At 40.7% G+C, this 16,844-nt stretch carries 16 protein-coding genes and 1 tRNA gene; 13 read left to right on the top strand and 4 right to left on the bottom strand.

What is annotated here, in order from left to right; translation table 11 throughout:
* Positions 1-17 precede the first annotated feature (17 nt).
* From ACKWCA_RS11345 to ACKWCA_RS11335, 3 genes are all read left to right on the top strand, one after another.
* Entirely contained in the window at positions 18-521 is a 504-nt protein-coding gene (locus ACKWCA_RS11345) for a hypothetical protein (protein WP_413978316.1), read from the top strand.
* Positions 522-550: 29 nt separating this feature from the next.
* Positions 551-1,741, top strand: a complete 1,191-nt coding sequence (locus ACKWCA_RS11340) for a pyridoxal phosphate-dependent aminotransferase (protein ID WP_413978315.1) — start codon at positions 551-553, stop codon at positions 1,739-1,741.
* Positions 1,742-1,873: 132 nt separating this feature from the next.
* Positions 1,874-3,025 carry an AEC family transporter gene (locus ACKWCA_RS11335; RefSeq protein ID WP_413978314.1) on the top strand — a complete coding sequence of 384 codons (1,152 nt, stop codon included), beginning with the start codon at positions 1,874-1,876 and terminating at the stop codon, positions 3,023-3,025.
* A gap of 356 nt (positions 3,026-3,381) precedes the next feature.
* Here the strand turns inward: ACKWCA_RS11335 and ACKWCA_RS11330 are convergent, their stop codons facing one another.
* Entirely contained in the window at positions 3,382-3,723 is a 342-nt protein-coding gene (locus tag ACKWCA_RS11330; RefSeq protein ID WP_413978313.1) for a hypothetical protein, read from the bottom strand.
* 475 nt (positions 3,724-4,198) lie between these two features.
* Between ACKWCA_RS11330 and ACKWCA_RS11325 the strand changes: the two genes are divergently transcribed.
* Complete coding sequence (locus ACKWCA_RS11325) at positions 4,199-4,678, top strand: Lrp/AsnC family transcriptional regulator (protein WP_413978312.1); 480 nt, start codon at positions 4,199-4,201, stop codon at positions 4,676-4,678.
* A gap of 276 nt (positions 4,679-4,954) precedes the next feature.
* Here the strand turns inward: ACKWCA_RS11325 and ACKWCA_RS11320 are convergent.
* Positions 4,955-5,042, bottom strand: a tRNA-Ser gene (locus ACKWCA_RS11320).
* A 275-nt stretch (positions 5,043-5,317) separates the two neighbouring features.
* Between ACKWCA_RS11320 and ACKWCA_RS11315 the strand changes: the two genes are divergently transcribed.
* From ACKWCA_RS11315 to ACKWCA_RS11275, 9 genes are all read left to right on the top strand, one after another.
* The gene (locus ACKWCA_RS11315) at positions 5,318-6,586 is read left to right on the top strand and encodes a cell envelope biogenesis protein OmpA (RefSeq protein WP_413978311.1); all 1,269 of its coding nucleotides are present in this window, start codon (positions 5,318-5,320) and stop codon (positions 6,584-6,586) included.
* 62 nt (positions 6,587-6,648) lie between these two features.
* On the top strand, positions 6,649-8,298 hold the full coding sequence (locus ACKWCA_RS11310) for a PorP/SprF family type IX secretion system membrane protein (RefSeq protein ID WP_413978310.1): 1,650 nt from the start codon (positions 6,649-6,651) through the stop codon (positions 8,296-8,298).
* Positions 8,299-8,772: 474 nt separating this feature from the next.
* The gene (locus tag ACKWCA_RS11305; RefSeq protein ID WP_413978309.1) at positions 8,773-9,396 is read left to right on the top strand and encodes a response regulator; all 624 of its coding nucleotides are present in this window, start codon (positions 8,773-8,775) and stop codon (positions 9,394-9,396) included.
* A 165-nt stretch (positions 9,397-9,561) separates the two neighbouring features.
* Positions 9,562-10,569: a glycosyltransferase gene (locus tag ACKWCA_RS11300; protein WP_413978308.1), complete on the top strand. Its 1,008-nt coding sequence runs from the start codon at positions 9,562-9,564 to the stop codon at positions 10,567-10,569.
* A 125-nt stretch (positions 10,570-10,694) separates the two neighbouring features.
* A complete protein-coding gene (locus ACKWCA_RS11295; protein ID WP_413978307.1) occupies positions 10,695-12,623 on the top strand; it encodes a BatA domain-containing protein in 1,929 nt (642 codons plus the stop codon).
* 87 nt (positions 12,624-12,710) lie between these two features.
* On the top strand, positions 12,711-13,964 hold the full coding sequence (locus tag ACKWCA_RS11290) for a dihydroorotase (protein ID WP_413978306.1): 1,254 nt from the start codon (positions 12,711-12,713) through the stop codon (positions 13,962-13,964).
* A gap of 43 nt (positions 13,965-14,007) precedes the next feature.
* Positions 14,008-14,322, top strand: coding sequence for a hypothetical protein (locus tag ACKWCA_RS11285; protein WP_413978305.1), 315 nt, complete (start codon positions 14,008-14,010; stop codon positions 14,320-14,322).
* An 85-nt stretch (positions 14,323-14,407) separates the two neighbouring features.
* Entirely contained in the window at positions 14,408-14,731 is a 324-nt protein-coding gene (locus tag ACKWCA_RS11280; RefSeq protein ID WP_413978304.1) for a hypothetical protein, read from the top strand.
* Positions 14,732-14,738: 7 nt separating this feature from the next.
* A complete protein-coding gene (locus ACKWCA_RS11275) occupies positions 14,739-15,398 on the top strand; it encodes an alpha/beta hydrolase (protein ID WP_413978303.1) in 660 nt (219 codons plus the stop codon).
* 25 nt (positions 15,399-15,423) lie between these two features.
* Here ACKWCA_RS11275 and ACKWCA_RS11270 read toward each other — a convergent pair whose 3' ends face one another.
* Together ACKWCA_RS11270 and ACKWCA_RS11265 are read right to left on the bottom strand one after the other, a co-directional pair.
* The gene (locus tag ACKWCA_RS11270) at positions 15,424-15,918 is read right to left on the bottom strand and encodes a hydrolase (RefSeq protein ID WP_413978302.1); all 495 of its coding nucleotides are present in this window, start codon (positions 15,916-15,918) and stop codon (positions 15,424-15,426) included.
* 53 nt (positions 15,919-15,971) lie between these two features.
* Positions 15,972-16,748 (bottom strand): MBL fold metallo-hydrolase, encoded by a 777-nt coding sequence (locus ACKWCA_RS11265; protein ID WP_413978301.1) that lies wholly within the window; start codon positions 16,746-16,748, stop codon positions 15,972-15,974.
* Between the last annotated feature and the right edge of the window lie 96 nt (positions 16,749-16,844).

Below are 16,844 nucleotides of genomic sequence, written 5' to 3'. Positions count from 1 at the left end.
TTAAAAAAGTAAACGACATGATAAAGACATATATAAAAAAGTTAAGTGTATTAACCGTAATTCTGATAACCCTTGGGTCCTGCGACTTAGAACGATTGGAATCTGCTCAAGAAGTTGCGGATGGAGGTGGAACTTTAGATACCTACACCGCTTACACGATTGATTCCACAGATCCAACCGGGTCTAACGTTAATGGACGAATAGTTTTCTGGAAAACGGATTTAGATCAGACCTTGGTACAGATTTCCCTATTCAACACGGTCGAAGGACTTTTACATCCAGCCATTTTAGTTGGTGGAGCCGCAGGAATAGGAACAACGACCATGATGGCAATAGACGATGTAGATGGAAGCACTGGCGAATTGTCAACGAACAAATTTTTTCTCATAGCCGATACATCATTTTATGATGCATTAGTAGCTCTTGACGCACATGTAAGTGTCTCTCTGAGCCCCGAAGATGATACCATCGTGGCTTTGGGGAATATCGGCGCAAACGCAGAACCGGTAGCAATGAATTAGAACTTTTAAACTTAAATAAATAACGCGTTATGAAAACAACAGTAAACAGAAGAGACTGGCTCAAAAGAGGCGCTCTCACCGCTGCCGGAATGATGGCAGCACCGTATTTGGCCCAAGGGGCCTTTTCGAATCGTCCAGTAGTTTTGGATGCAGAGGGAAATCTACCCTATACCCCTTTTTTTAAGGAGTACCTTCCTTACGAGGTAGATAGGCCCGTAGAACTTTTGGCAAAATTGAATGCCAATGAAAATCCTTACGGCCCTTCCCCCATGGCAGTGGAAGCGATTAAAAAGTATGCGGACAAAGGCAATCGCTACGCTTGGAAAGAGCTGTTCCAATTAATGGATAAGATTGCGCTAAAAGAAAGTGTAAAGCAAGAGAATATCATGATGGGACCTGGCTCATCTGATTTATTGGAAAAAACGGCCATGGTATTTTTCCAAAAAGGAGGAAACATCGTTTCAGCAGATCCTGCCTACATGTCTTTGATCAAAGTAGCCGAGGCGACAGGAGCCACATGGAAGCCCGTTCCGCTCAAAGAAGATTGGTCACATGACCTGGCCGGAATGGAAGCTGCCATCGATTCGGAGACCAAATTGGTATATATCTGCAATCCCAACAACCCTACGGCAAGCATGACCGACCATGCAGAGCTGCTCGATTTCTGCTCGAGAGTTTCTGAGAAAGTACCGATTTTCATTGATGAGGCCTATATGGGTTTTTTGGAGGATGGAGATAAAAAGAGCATGGTCTCTTTGATCAATGAAGGTAAAAATGTAATGATTGCTAGAACATTCTCTAAAATTCAGGGTATGGCCGGTATCCGTGTAGGTTATGTAGTTGCACAACCAGAGACTTTAGAAATCATACAGAAAATCACCAGAGGCGGCATGGGAATTTCCCTCCCTTCGGTACAAGCCGCAATGGCCAGTATGGATGATATCGAGTTCCAGAACAAATCGAGAACCCTGAATAAAGAATGTCGTGAATATGTTTATGAGAACTTAACTAGAATGGGCTTTGAATATGTACCATCTTCTACCAGTTTTATCATCTTCCCAATAGAAATGGAAGGAAAAGGCTTCTTGGAAAAAATGACCGCCTTGGGTGTCGGCGTACGCGCTTTTGACATCATGGGTAAAAACTGGTGCCGTGTGAGTATGGGCACCATGAACGAAATGAAACTCTTTACCGCTGCACTTGAAAAAGTGCTAGTTTAAGTTTGAGTTGATTTCTGAGTTAGCCCAAGAGTTGGATTTCTGGGTGGGTAGCCTTGACACATTTGGCATCCAGCTCTTCTTGGCTAACCGTCTTTGCTTATTGGATTGAAAACACTAATACCACTTTTCGAAATGAATTTTGCGCTTCAAAAAACACTGGAACTTGTACTTATCATCGGACTAGGGATACTCCTGCAAAGGAAAATAGCCAAAGAAAACCTTAAAGGAGTCAAGATATTGATTCTTAGTGTTGCCTTACCTGCCGTTATTTTTGTCGCGTTGCTGAAAATTAAGCTAGAAAGTTCATTGTTGGTCTTTCCGCTCTTGGCACTTTCATTCAACTTAATCATGTTGGCGGCGTCGAAATACATTTTGAGTGCGACCCTACCAGAGAAAGAAAACGCTAAGAAACGAACGATTATGATGCTGTTGCCCTCTTTGGCACCTGGCCTTTCTTGTTTTCCTTTTATAGTGGTTTACTTGGGTGATGATTCATTGGCGCAAGCAGCTTTGGCCGACGTGGGTAATAAAATATTCGGATTGATTCTATTATATATGCTCGCGATGCACTGGTACCATAAACGCTCGGTAAAAAATTTACGCGCATCTTCGGCAAGTAAATTGAAAAGTTTGGCACTTTCCCTGTTGAACGAACCCATAAACATGGTCATCATACTAGGTCTGGTATTGTTAGGACTCGGCCTGAATCTCGCATCATTACCCGACTTTCTTCAAAATACCATCTTAAACCTGAAAGTACTGATGACACCTTTGGTACTCCTCTTCATTGGTATGGCCGTCCGTATCAAGTCAGGAGAATTCAGCCTTATTCTATCTTTGCTAGCGCGTCGTGCCGGTATTACGTTTTGCCTATCGTCAATATTCGTTTTCCTGTTTCCATCTTTGACCCCCGCACTGATTTTACTGTTGGTAGTCTTTCCGCAAAGTGCATGTAGTTTTTGGCCTTTCGCACACATGAGTGCCGTAAATGCCTTGGAGGATAAAGATGAACAAAACAAACCTACCTTCAATATCGACTTTGCAGTTAATATCTTAGCGTGCTCATTGCCCTTCTCCACAATTTTGATTATTAGTGTATTTTCCTTCAGTGAATTCTTTATAGATCCCATTAAAATATTGGGCGCCGGTGTGGTAATGATCGCAGTATCATTTCTTCCTTTACTAGTCACAAAACTAAGAGTAGGTCGTATTTCCGGTGGGGTAAAAGATTGGCAGCGCTTTGAAGGTTTAAATGCCCACTCGCAAACTTCAGAAGACAATTAAGATTTGACGGGTAGTTTTACGGACTTTGATAGATAAATCGGGTTAGTAAGAGGGATTTATAAATTGTGGAATTTTTTATTAATCAATCCATATGAGATTGGGATGACGACTAGAATTTCCAAGGAAAAAAAAATGAATCAAAGTTGTTGGTATTACTCCTGAAGAAGTATTTGAACTAACAGCATACAACCCTAGGGCAATGACCGCCAAGTAAGTAGGTCTTCTATCCTAATAGGCAGTACAAGAAAGCTCGTGCCCTAATTTTGAATACTGCTCATAGCGGACAAAAAAATACTCCTGAATTAAATTCAAGAGTATTCGCTAATCCAAATAAAAAAAGAGTTGAGTAGTTTAAGTTATTCCCTAACCTCTAAAGGAATTCGATAAACAATGCCTTTTTCGTATGTTCCTTTGGTTAATTTTCTAAAATCTATGCTAGTACGAATGAATTTTTCCAGTTCCTCATTTTCAGTTTCTATGGAAAGTATGCGTAAATAATTACCGGTGTCTACGGCAACACGAACCTCGGCCTTAGAACCCCGAATTTCAGTTGGAATTGCGTTTTCGCCCAACATATTATAAATCTGAACTGCTATTGCTTTAGACGTTTTCGGCTTGTTTACTTCAGGGGTCGAAGCTGTGCTTTTTGAAAGGCTAAATAATAGGACCAAAGACAAAACAAATATGGATTTTCTCATGATTATAGGGCTTTACTAATTGGTAACAAAATTAAAATTACTTAAATAAATCTCAATATAATCCCATAAAACTAAGAATTTAATAAAAATTAACACTTAATAATAAGAATAGTCAAATTTTGAATAAAAAGCTGAGGAATCGTCAGGTTTTTAAAATTGGGCACCCACTGAACTAAGCCTAATCGCCCGTTTGCGCAAATCAATTTTGGTCCAATAGGGTCTAGCAAGCAAATTTCGTTGGCACCAATTGATTTTCTTGGACTAAAAACACTAATCCTCTAGTAATGGGCACGACTTTTTTGTGATTCCTTAATACATTATTGGCAATTAAGCCCTATGATTAAAACGATTATGCCCTATCAAAGTTTCGAAAAACATAAATTTCGAAATTCCCTTTTAAAATAGCCCGGGTAGGTTGTATTTCCATTGGCATTGGTCTAATTTGTTCTTGTTATTTAAACAAAAAAATGTTCCTATGCCTAAAGAAATGTTGGATGAAATAGACCGTCAAATTCTGGACATCTTAATAGAGAATACCAGGACACCTTTCACGGATATTGCTAAAAAACTACATGTGTCGGCTGGCACGGTTCATGTCAGAGTAAAAAGAATGGAAGAGTTTGGACTTATAATAGGGTCATCGCTAATACTTGACTATGAAAAATTAGATTATTCTTTTGTTGCGTATGTTGGTATTCTTTTGAACAAGACAAACCGTATTAATTTTATAATTGAACGACTAGCTGAAATTCCTAATATCACTAATGTGCACATTAGCACTGGGAAGTTTAATCTCTATTGCAAACTAAGAGCAAAGAATACATCTCATGCAAAAAGAGTCATTTTTCAGATAGATGATATTCAGGGAGTCGACCGAACCGAGACAATGATTTCATTGGAAGAAAGTTTCAATGACAAAAATCGCCTGATGCATCAAATTTTCAATGAACTATAATTTTGTTTAAAGAGACTTTGTCTAAAGTTGTTGTTAAAGAAAAGACCTTTGCTGTTGTAAGTATGAAATCTGTCAACACCGATGTAATTTTTTAATACTACAATCCATTTCAAATTTCAACTTGCTATTGAAATATCCACAATCCTTTTAAAACGGCTATAGGGGAATTTCTATCTATCAATACACTGCATAGTATAATCGGTACAATTTAAGCAAGAATAAAAAAACCTGTAAATCATAGACTTACAGGCTTTTTTGTTGTGATTTGACATCACTTGGCGGAGGAAGAGGGATTCGAACCCCCGGAGGTGTGACCCTCAACAGTTTTCAAGACTGCCGCATTCGACCACTCTGCCATTCCTCCTTGTATAGTTAGTGGGCTTGCCCACCGTCGCCCTGCGCAGCATTGCAAAGGCGGGTGCAAATATAGAAAGCTTTTTCTATTCTTAACAAGGTTTTTTGAAAATTCTTAGGTAGTATCTCGTTGAAGAAACATTCGAGAACTCTTGGAAAATCCAAAAAACATCGGTGAATAACACTATTAAAGGGTCAAAATGCAAAACCTATGAATTTTTATTAACAAAAGGTTCGGAACTATTTCCCAACTTTGACCCAGTATCAATCCAAAACCCCCATCCCATGAAAAACTTCATAACCCCCAATGTGCTATTGACAAGTGTCGTTTTACTTTTTACGACTACCTTTTTTTCACAAGAAAATTTTGAAGTCAAACTTAGCGCTAGTGCTCAAGAAATCAGCAATTACGAAAAGCTCAGGGAACTAGGCTATTCCGAAAAAGAAATCTTTCAAGATCTTGGCAACGCAAACTTCCTATTGGAAAAGTATGAAAAAGCGGCTTTTTGGTATAAAAAACTGGTTGACCTTGAACCTAGAGGAGCCATAGGAAGCAACTACTTGAAGCGGTATCGGTTCGCTTTGGAACAGACGTCCGGTGCAAACGATATGGTCGCCGACAATAGAAACTGGTTGGACCAAATCAGGGAAGATTATCAACTCAAAAGGGATTTTGAAGCCCGTAAATCAAAACTAAGCACTGCCGAAGTGCACCAAGAATTCGACTTTCAACCTAATTTAAGGTCGCAATCACTTGACTATTTGGTAGAGTACGAACGGAACAAGGTCTTCGAAACCGAAATGCGCCCAGGTAAGAGAAATAGATTGGAATATCCGAACTATGAAGAGCCCACGGCGGTAACAGCAGATGGTAAGACGGCCTATTTTAGTAAAGCGGTCTATATGAAACCCCTAAAAGGTGTCTTGTCGAAAAAAGAATTGGTCTATAAAATTTACCGTACCGATAAGATCAATGGGCAGTGGAAGAATGTTCGCGAGGTGGCTTTAGGTCCTAAATACGCGTCGGTAAAACATCCAGCTATAACAAAAGATGGCGATCGTCTGTTCTTTGCCTCAAACATGCCCGGATCTTTTGGAGACTATGACATCTATGTTGCGGATATCAATTCGGAAGGTCGAACCGGACCAGCTAAAAATCTGGGCACAAAGGTAAACACCAAAAAGAACGACCTCTACCCTAGTCTAATCGATGGTGAGACCTTGGTCTTTGCATCGGAAGGAAGAGAAGGTTATGGCGGGCTTGACCTTTACATGACCCAAGTAGGACGTAAAAAAGTAGGTTGGGCGACCAACTTAGGAAACCCTATTAACAGCAACAAAGATGATTTCTCCATGTATCTAATGGCCGAACGAGGTATTGGCTATGTACTTTCGAATCGTGGAAAAAATAAAAACAAATTACAGCAAGTCGCTTTCTCCTATACCAGTGACAGAAGAGAGGACTATAACGATGAAAAAGAAGAAAATCTATTGAATGCGCTGAACAACAAACTGAAAATAGATTATACGACTACGGTCTTTGAAGACCAGTAGACGTACCGGCGTCCCCTTACAACCGACACAACTTGTTTTTTTCAACCCAAATCTGTAGTGCTATGCTCCGTTATACCCCCAAATTTTATGGAATGGTTCTCTTATGCCTTACTTTGATTTCCTTAGGAATTCAAGAGGTCGAGGCGCAAGAAACCGGCTCAACACTTGATTCGAAGAGCTCGTACCATAACCAGTTGTACTTCAATCGTTTCTTCATCAATCCAACCTTTTCGCTGGTGCGTGAAAACAAATCGTATATCAACATCCTCCATCGAAATCAATATACGTCTTTCGAGGATAATCGGCAGAATTACTTTCTCGGCTTTAGCAATAAGCTGAACGATCGAACGGCTATCGGAATCGGCGTGTATAGCCAATGGTCTGGTGTCGTTCAAGAATTCGGGTTCAATGCCAATTATGCTACGGCCGTACGTCTTGGAGCGAACAGCAAACTGAGTTTCGGTACCAATTTGACGTACTTCAACGAGGGACTGGATAAAAACCGCATTGTGATCGCGCAAGAGGACAACCGTTTGACCGAGACCCGAAAAGAAAGTAAATTGGCCATTCAGCCAGGGATTGCCTTGTCTTTGGGTAAATTCGATTTTGGTCTCTATGCTAAGGATCTTCTGCGGTATAACCAGACCACAAATGAATTCATCACCGGTCTTTCCAGTAAAAATTTGACGGCTTCGCTTCAATACACCCATACCTTTGAAAATGCTAGGGGTCTTTTTGAAGATGCACGCTTGATGCCCTTGCTACAGCTCGGTCAAAATGAGAATAGTGATTTGGTGTATGCAAGTTCCTTGATTTTGGATCTTCCAAAGTATGGTTGGTTACAAAGTAATTTTGATAGCGACTACGGCATGTCACTTGGACTTGGTTTTAACATCAGCAAAAAGATGTCGCTTGGGTATTTGCTTGAAAACGATATCCTTAATAAGGAAAACGATTTAGGCTGGAATCATGAAGTGAGTTTGGCATACACCTTTAAAAACAGCGAACTAACGGTTCAGCTAAGTGCCAATGAAACCCAAGACAAAAAAATAGATCAGATCATTCGCAATTATGAGGAACAAATCTTGGCGTTGACAGCGCAGAAAGACGAAGAACCGCTCAATGAAATAGAGACCAACCAGGCCATAATGAATACCCTGGCCCATGAAAACCGAATGATTCTAGATCAATTGATTCTTCGTCAAGACTCCATTGAAAAGGCACGTGAACGGGCTTTCGAAAAGCGATTTGAAAGAATTGTACGTGCTGTGCGTACCGACATTAAAAACAGCTTGAAATCAAATCTTGATGATTTTACCCCGAAACAGAAGACTGTATTGGCCTCGAATACGTCAAAAATAGAAGCGGAAAAGATTAGAGCAAAACGAAACTTTAAGGAGCTTCCGATAAAGAGATTGAACCAGCAAGACATTGTTGGAGCGAATTCAGGATACTACGTTATCGCCAATGTATACAAGAACAAGAAGTATTTAAATGCATTCCTAAAAGAGTTGAAGTCAAAAGGGCTACATCCGAAGCAATTCTACAACACCGAAAATGGTCTGCACTATGTTTATCTCGCTGATTATGAATATAAAGACCAGGCCAAGGAGGCGTATGTTTCCAATTTAAATGGAAAATATGGCGGTGACAAATGGATTATGGAAGTAGCGAATACGGCAACACTTGTCCACAATTCATATGACTATTAAAACATGACGATACAAATGCTAAAAAAAACAGCATTTGAACGAAAAATCCTATGTAAGTCCCAATTTTTGACAATACTTTAGTACATTTAAATTCTATTAAATAGTAACTCAATTTATGTAGAACCCTCAAATCCCCCTACTGTATGAAACCAAATCTTAACCTCAAAACAAGACAGAACAACACCGATTTAGACGCAACTATTCTTCAAACCCTGCTATCGAATCGTAATCCAACAACATCGCGTCTTCATTCCAAGACCTTTGAACAACACCTCGCTTAGCTTTAAAACTACAACTAGCAAAAAGCGAAGTATAATCAATTTTTCCAAACTTATTTAAAACGAAAGGCTGAAAAGCAGTACTTGCTTTGATGGCTATACTAGCCTATCATCACAGGTATTCCATTCGCCAAAATCAACTTTGAAAGGGCCGCTGATTTGACCTTGCGGAGCCGTTCCTATAAACCACATGACTATGAGACGAGAAATGTTAAATGTATTAATTATCGACAATGATGTAACACTACACAACACGTACAAAAGTTATTTCGAAAAATACACCGATTTTAATCTGATCGCGCTGCATACCACTATTGAAGCCGCACTATGCGCTCACGACGGAAGGTCTGCCGACATCATCATTTCAGAGGTAGACTTTGAAAAAATGAACGGTATTGAAGGCATCAAGTTTTTCCGAAAAAACGATCCGAATGTCAAAATTCTTATTGCAAGTGCGAACAATGATTTTGAAATTATCAAATCGGCCTTTAAAAACGGGGCGAACGGATTTCTTACCAAGGAAGTAACCGGTAAACGCCTACATCAAGCCCTACTGGCACTTAAGAACGAGGGGGCAGCCTTGAGTAATGATGTCGCCAAAAAGATTATCGCTATGTTTCAACCGAAATCATACCGTGCATTTTCAGAGCGTGAGAATCAGATTATCGATTACCTAAGCCAAGGTGCTACTTACAAAACGATTGCAGACAAACTATTCGTCACCACGAGTGCTATCAATTTCCATATTCAGAATATCTATCTGAAACTGAATGTCAACTCAAAATCGGAAGCGCTTATGAAACTGCAAGAAATAGAATAAGTCATGATCTACAGGTTCCCCTGCCGCCTACTTAGGCCTCATTGGTAATTTAAAGTCCTTAAGGCACAAATGAAATTAAAAATGAGGTTTGTAGGTCATGCTAGTGTCCGTTCATTGGTTTGGTGAACGGGCACTTTTTTTATTTGGGTTTTATACCTTAGCCCTATGCAAAACCCGTTAATCAGTATTCTGATTCCCTTTAAGAACACCGCCATTTTTCTTTCGGAGTGTTTGAATTCAATCAAGGATCAAACCTATACGAATTGGGAGGTCATCGCAATAGACGACCGCTCTACGGATAACAGTCTCCAGCTCGTTCAAGACTTTGCAAGGAACGATCAAAGAATTAGGGTCTTTAAAAATTCCGGTGTGGGCATCATCGAAGCATTACGGTTAGCTTATGACAAGAGCCAGGGTGACTTTATCACAAGGATGGATTCGGACGATCACATGGCCCTTGAAAAATTACTGGTCTTGGCCAGAGGCCTCCAAACCTATGGCAGAGGTCACTTAGCCGTGGGGCAAGTGCATTATTTCTCCGAAAGAGGAATTAGCAATGGGTATGCGCGTTATGAAAAATGGCTCAACGAGTTAACCGCCACAGGTACTAATTATGCCGAAATTTATAAGGAATGTGTTATCCCCTCCCCTTGCTGGATGGCCTATCGCACAGACTTAGATCGTTGCGGGGCCTTTGAACCAAATCGCTATCCCGAAGATTATGACCTGACCTTCCGGTTTTATGAAAAAGGATTGAAATGCATTCCTTGCAATACCATCTTGCACCATTGGCGCGACTATGATACCCGTACATCGCGTACAAGCGAACACTACGCACAAAACTATTTTCTGGACATCAAACTCCATTACTTTCTTAAACTTGACCGGGAGATCAGCCGTCCTTTGGTCATCTGGGGTGCCGGAAACAAGGGAAAAGCCATTGCAAAGGGATTACAAAATGCCCAAATCGATTTCGTTTGGCTTTGCGATAACCCTAATAAAATAGGCAAATCCATATATGGTCAAGACCTTCAACACTACTCCCTCCTTGAACAAATAGAACATCCTCAGAGCATCATTACGGTGGCCAATACAACCGCCCAAAAGGAAATCGGCGACTACTTAAGGCAACTTGAGCAAAAGCCAATGACCGATTACTTCTTCTTTTGCTAAAAGCACAATGAATTCAAAAGTCTCGGTTCAAAGCACGAACATTTGTTTTAATTTTAACTTTCGGCAGTGCGGAACCCACAGCCAACTACCATAATTTAGTTATATTTGCTCAATTAAAATCAGGAATGCAGTTTAAACATCCGGAACTACTTTGGGCTCTTTTTCTTCTGCTGATTCCCATTTTAATTCACCTCTTTCAGTTACGTCGCTTTCAAAAGACTCCTTTTACCAATGTAAAATTCTTGCAGAAGGTGGTTTCCGAATCACGTAAAAGCAATACCCTGAAAAAATGGCTGCTTCTGTGTACGAGACTCCTTTTACTCGGAGCTCTGATATTGGCTTTTGCACAACCCTTTTTTGCCGAAAAAATAGCCTTAAAGAAAAAGGCCACGGTCATATATCTCGATAATTCCTTTAGTATGCAGGCCAAGACCGATGGGGGCACCTTACTGTCAGAGGCCGTACAAGAGATTTTAAGGAGCGTTCCCGAAGACCATGAATTCTCTCTTTTCACCAATAATGGGGTATTTCGTAATGTCACTTTGAAAACCATTCAAAACGAGCTATTACTCTTACCGCACGCTTCAAAACAATTGCAGTTGTCCGATATATACCTGAAGGCAAACACACTTTTTGAACCGGACGAAAACACATTGAATAATTTGGTAGTCATCTCGGACTTCCAGCGGCGAATGGTAGGTACGGGTACAGACTCTTTGTCTCATAGTACATTGCGCAGTAACCTCATTCAAGTTAACCCTCCTCAAGTTGAGAATGTCGCCATTGATTCGGTTTATATTAGCGGTTATACCTCTGAAAGTATCGAATTGACCACGTTGTTTTCAAGTAATTACGAGATAGAAAGTATTCCCGTTTCCTTGTTCAATGGGGATCAGCTGATTGCCAAAACCTCGGCAGCCTTCGATACGCAAAAGCGGGGCACGGTTACTTTTTCTCTGCCGAAGGATGAAAGTATCGTCGGTAAAATCCAAATATCCGACGCCGCTTTGATGTATGATAATAGCTTTTATTTCAATATCGATACCAAAGAAAAAATAAAGGTTTTGGCCATAGGTTCCGCCTCCACCGATTTTTTAACTCGAATCTACACACAGAATGAGTTTCAATTCGAGTCACGGACATTGAAAAACCTGAATTATGGTACCTTAGAAGATCAGCATCTAATCATTTTAAACGAATTGGAATCAATACCCAATGCCTTGACCACTGGAGTTGGGGCGTTCGTTCGTAAAGACGGACATCTATTGATCATCCCTGCTGCCACTGTTGATTCGGAGACCTACCGAAGTTTACTTGCCAATTCGTTCGCTACAAGCTATGGGGCACAGATTAATCAAGAACGGAGCATTACGGACATTACATTTTCACATCCGATTTACCAAAATGTATTCGAGAAGAAGGTCGTTAATTTTCAATACCCTAAAGTTTCTCAATATTATCGGGTAAAAACTACTGCCCCCAGTATTCTATCGTTTCAAGACAAAAATCCGTTTCTGTTTGGAGCGAATAATTTTTTCGCCTTTACCGCATCATTATCCTCTGAAAATTCCAACTTCAAAAACTCTCCCCTGATCGTACCCACCTTTTACAATATCGGGGTCAATAGTCTGAAGTTACCTCAACTCTACCACACACTTGAAAAAGAATCGAAAATCGATGTGCCCATCAAATTGACAAAAGACAATATTCTCAAGGCGAAAAGAGGGGATTACGAGTTTATTCCCCAACAAGAGTCTTTTGCCAACAAGGTTTCCCTTTCCTTTTTCGATAGCCCTGTTGAGGATGGCATTTACGCCTTAATGAATGGAGAGCTACCGCTACGCAACCTAAGTTTCAATTATACACGTGATGAAAGTGAACTGGTGTATACCGACCCGACCAGTTTGGATGCTACGCATACGAATGAATCAATTTCCGAATTTTTCGAGCGTATGCAAAAAGACAGTTCAATTAAGGAGCTTTGGAAATGGTTTGTTATTTTAGCCCTGTTTTTCATGGGAATGGAGGTTCTTATTCAAAAATACATGAAATGAGACTTGTACGAATAAGTCGTATGAGCTATAGGATATCCGAGGACACAGTGCGAGTTACGTTTGACCAAAACGATTTAAATAGATGAAATGAACATACTTCTTAAGGCCGCAACTATAGTCGACCAAAACAACAAAAAATTCCATCTTAAAAAACGTGATATTTTTATCAAGAATGGTATCATTGATGAAATCGCTCCAAAAATCGACGTTTCAAGTAAGGTAAAAACCATCGAATCAAAAGGCCTTCATGTCTCCGCGGGATGGTTTGATAGTAGTGTGAGCTTTGGTGAGCCTGGCTTTGAGGAGAGAGAGACAATTTCAAATGGATTGCATACCGCCGCAAAAAACGGTTTTACGGATGTTGTCTTAAATCCGAATACCTATCCTGTACCGGACAGTAGCGCAGCAATCGTGTTTTTAAAGAATGCTGCCCAATCCAGTGCGACGCGTTTGCATCCGCTAGGAACGCTGACTGCGGATTCAAAAGGAATCGATTTGGCCGAGCTATACGATATGCAGGGAGCCGGGGCGGTTGGCTTTTACGACTTCAAGCATCCGGTCAAGAATGCGAATTTGTTGAAAATCGCCTTGCAGTATGCCCAGAATTTTGATGGCCTGGTACATTCCTTTCCTTTAGATACCCAAATTGCCGGAAAGGGAGTGGTCAATGAAGGAGAGGTCAGCACCAGAATAGGTCTTAAAGGAATACCTGCCCTAGCGGAAGAACTACAGATCGCTCGTGACCTCTTTATATTGGAATATACCGGAGGAAAACTTCACATTCCTACCATATCTACCGCGAATGCCGTAAAACTGATTGCCGAAGGTAAAAAGAAAGGATTAAATGTCAGTTGTAGTGTGGCTTGGCACAACCTTTATTTCACAGATGAAACACTTTCCGATTTTAATACCGACTTCAAGGTACTACCGCCTCTACGGACCAAAAAGGATACAAAAGCCCTGATAGAAGGGGTCAAGAAAGGAACCATTGATTATGTCACTTCAGACCATACTCCGTTGAACATCGAATTAAAGCAAGTAGAATTCGATAATGCCGCCTATGGAAGTTTAGGGTTCGAAAGTGCCTTCGGCATAGCGCAACAACTTTTTGATTTAGAAACAACTATTGCCTTATTAACCAAAGGAAGGGAACGTTATGGGGTAGCAACACCATCTATTGCGGAAGGAACGGAAGCGAATTTGACACTATTCGAACCGAATTCATCATACATGTTTAAAAAAGAGCATATTACCTCATCATCGAAGAACAGTATGTTTTTGAATACTGCGATGAAGGGATCCGTACTGGGCGTTATTTGTAATGGCCAAGTAATTATTTAAGTACCTTTAAATTCTAAAATAACCAACCTAAAATTTTAATACTATGGAACAATCAGTTAAAGAAGCAGGAAAGACCACTGCTATTATTGCTTACATTACGCTTATCGGCCTTCTAATAGCCTTTATCATGAATAATAGCAGTAATAATGAATTCGCAAAATTTCATATCGGCCAGTCGGTCAGGGTAGCCATTTTGGGCTTGGCAAACTACGTACTGGGTATGTTCCTGCCCTCAGGTTTGTGGTTCGTATCTTCCATTATCTCGTTAGGCGTACTGGTCTTTTGGGTTCTCGGCGTAATCAATGCAATCAACTTGAAAGATGAGCCCTTACCGATTATAGGGACTATTGGAGGATAAAGAAAAAAATAACCCTTTTGATAGGAGACCCTGTTCGGGTCTCTTTTTTTTTGCCCAACTTGTTTCGTTGTTCTACTTTTGGAAAATGAGTGTGGAAAAAGAAGGCAAAACGACTGCAATCGTAGCCTATTTTACAATTGTCGGATCCCTGATCGCTTTTAGTATGAATGCCGAACCCAAAAACGAGTTCGCCCGTTTTCATACACGACAAGCATTCGGTCTACACCTCTTTTTTTTAGGATTCGCCCTATTTCTAAGTCAGTGGTTCAACGAATATGCTTGGATCGGCCTATATGTCTGTTATATTGTTTTATGGGGATATGGCTTCATAGGAGCGCTGACCGAAAAACGGCAATCCGTGCCTATCCTAGGCCCCTACTTCCAGAAGTGGTTCACTTTTATTCAATGAGTTTCCAATGACAACCGCCCCGCTATCACTAGAACATATCATTCGCCCCTCTTCCCTTACCGATCGAAAGCCACCCGTACTTTTCATGTTTCATGGTTATGGTAGTAACGAAGAGGACCTATTCTCCTTCGCCCCCGAGCTACAGCCCGAATTCTGTATCATATCGGTTCGCGCCCCCTACCCTATGCAACCTTTCGGTAACGCTTGGTATGCCATTAATTTTGATGCGCAACAAGGAAAATGGAGTGATGATGAACAGGCTATAGCCTCTCGTGAAAAAATCGTTTCCTTTATTGATGAAGCCTGTAAAACCTATGGCCTAGATGAAGATAACATTACCTTATTAGGATTTAGTCAAGGTACAATACTAAGCTACGCCGTAGCGCTTTCCTATCCGGAAAAAATAAAGAACGTAGTGGCCCTGAGCGGCTACATTAACGAGAGCATCTTAAGAGAAGCATATGAAGAGGGCACCCATACCGGATTGCACATTTATGCCTCACATGGACAGGTGGATCAAGTCATCCCTCCACAATGGGCCCAGAGAGCTCCGGATCTATTGAAAAAATTAGGTGTTGATTGCGTCTACGAAGAATTCCCAGTAGGCCATGGAGTAGCTCCCCAAAACTTTTATTCCTTCAAAAAGTGGCTAGATGATAAAATCTAAATCACTGAAGTCTTCGATTTGATCTTTAATTGCTGCGTGTATATAACAAGTGATCGATAAGGGTAAAATCGACCCCCATGTCGTCCTTGAGTTCATACTTCAACAAAATCTCTCCCCAAAACTTTCCATCTGAAAAATCGGCGATAATCCATTTATGATTCATTATCTTGATTTTATTCAGTTTAAAATCGCCTTCCATTCCCTCATAAGGAATGAGCGGGTTGGTACCGGCCGTCTCATTGGTCTCCAACAATTTATCCGCGATATACCTTGATGGGTCTTCAAGGCTCAAATGCTCATAATAGGCCAAGGCATCATCATTGTTTTCCAAAGAGAAGTACTGCATGTCCAAAACCTTGAGGTTCAGGTTTTGTACAGAGTCTTTCAAGACCTCTGTCTCCGAGTTCAATTTTTCGATTTTCACGATATTGGAATCGGACATCTTACTGCCACTGACCGCCAGATATAAAGCAATCAAAGCGGCAAAAACGAACAAATAGAGAAATATGTTTTTTTTCATAAATACGATTTAACTTATTGATTTCATGATTTTGAAACCTTGCACCCTAAACTCTAAACGTCAATGACCAAATTATCATATGCTAAATGCATATTTTCCGGTAAATGCTTTTCGACTTCATCATGAAAACCGAGTAAGTGACTGATATGGGTGAAATAGGTTTTTTGGGGCGCTACTCTTTCTGCAAAGGCTATGGCTTCCTCTAAACTAAAATGGGAATGGTGTTGTTTTTCACGAAGCGCATTGACCACCAATACTTTTGATCCCCTTATCTTTTCCTCCTCTACAGTGCTAATTCGCTTCACATCCGTCAGATAAGTAAAATCTTTAAGGCGAAAACCAAATACGGGTAACCTATTATGATCGGCTTCTATCGGAGTGACCATGGTATCCCCGATTCTAAAAGGAATATCGTTCCGTACTTCGGTAATGGATACGGCTGGAGCACCAGGATATCGATTCTCATCTGCAAAGATATAATCAAAACGTGTTTTCAGGGATGCAATGACCCTAGCGTGTGCATAAATGGGAATATCGCCCTGTCTAAAGAAGAACGGGCGTATGTCATCGATACCGGCCGTATGATCGGCATGTTCATGGGTAAATAAGATTCCGTCCAACTTATGAACCGAATTGGTCAACATTTGCTGTCTGAAATCAGGCCCACAATCAATCACGTAGGTATAGTCGTTCCAAGATAGCAAGACCGAAACACGCAGTCTCTTGTCTTTCGGGTTTTCGCTCAAGCATACGGGGTGATCGCTTCCTATAACCGGAACACCTTGGGAGGTACCTGTACCCAAAAAAGTCACTTGCAGTTTATCGTTCATTACATTCAAAATTAGGACATATTTAGGGAAATCGAATCGGATAATCGGAATTCATGAATTTTGGGTAAAAGCAAGCATACCAAGTGCCCTCGAATA

The sequence above is a fragment of the Maribacter corallii genome, from assembly GCF_047345415.1.
Lineage (GTDB): Bacteria > Bacteroidota > Bacteroidia > Flavobacteriales > Flavobacteriaceae > Maribacter_C.
The sequence above is the reverse complement of the archived record's forward strand: the minus strand, read 5'-3'. Positions and strand labels throughout refer to the sequence as shown.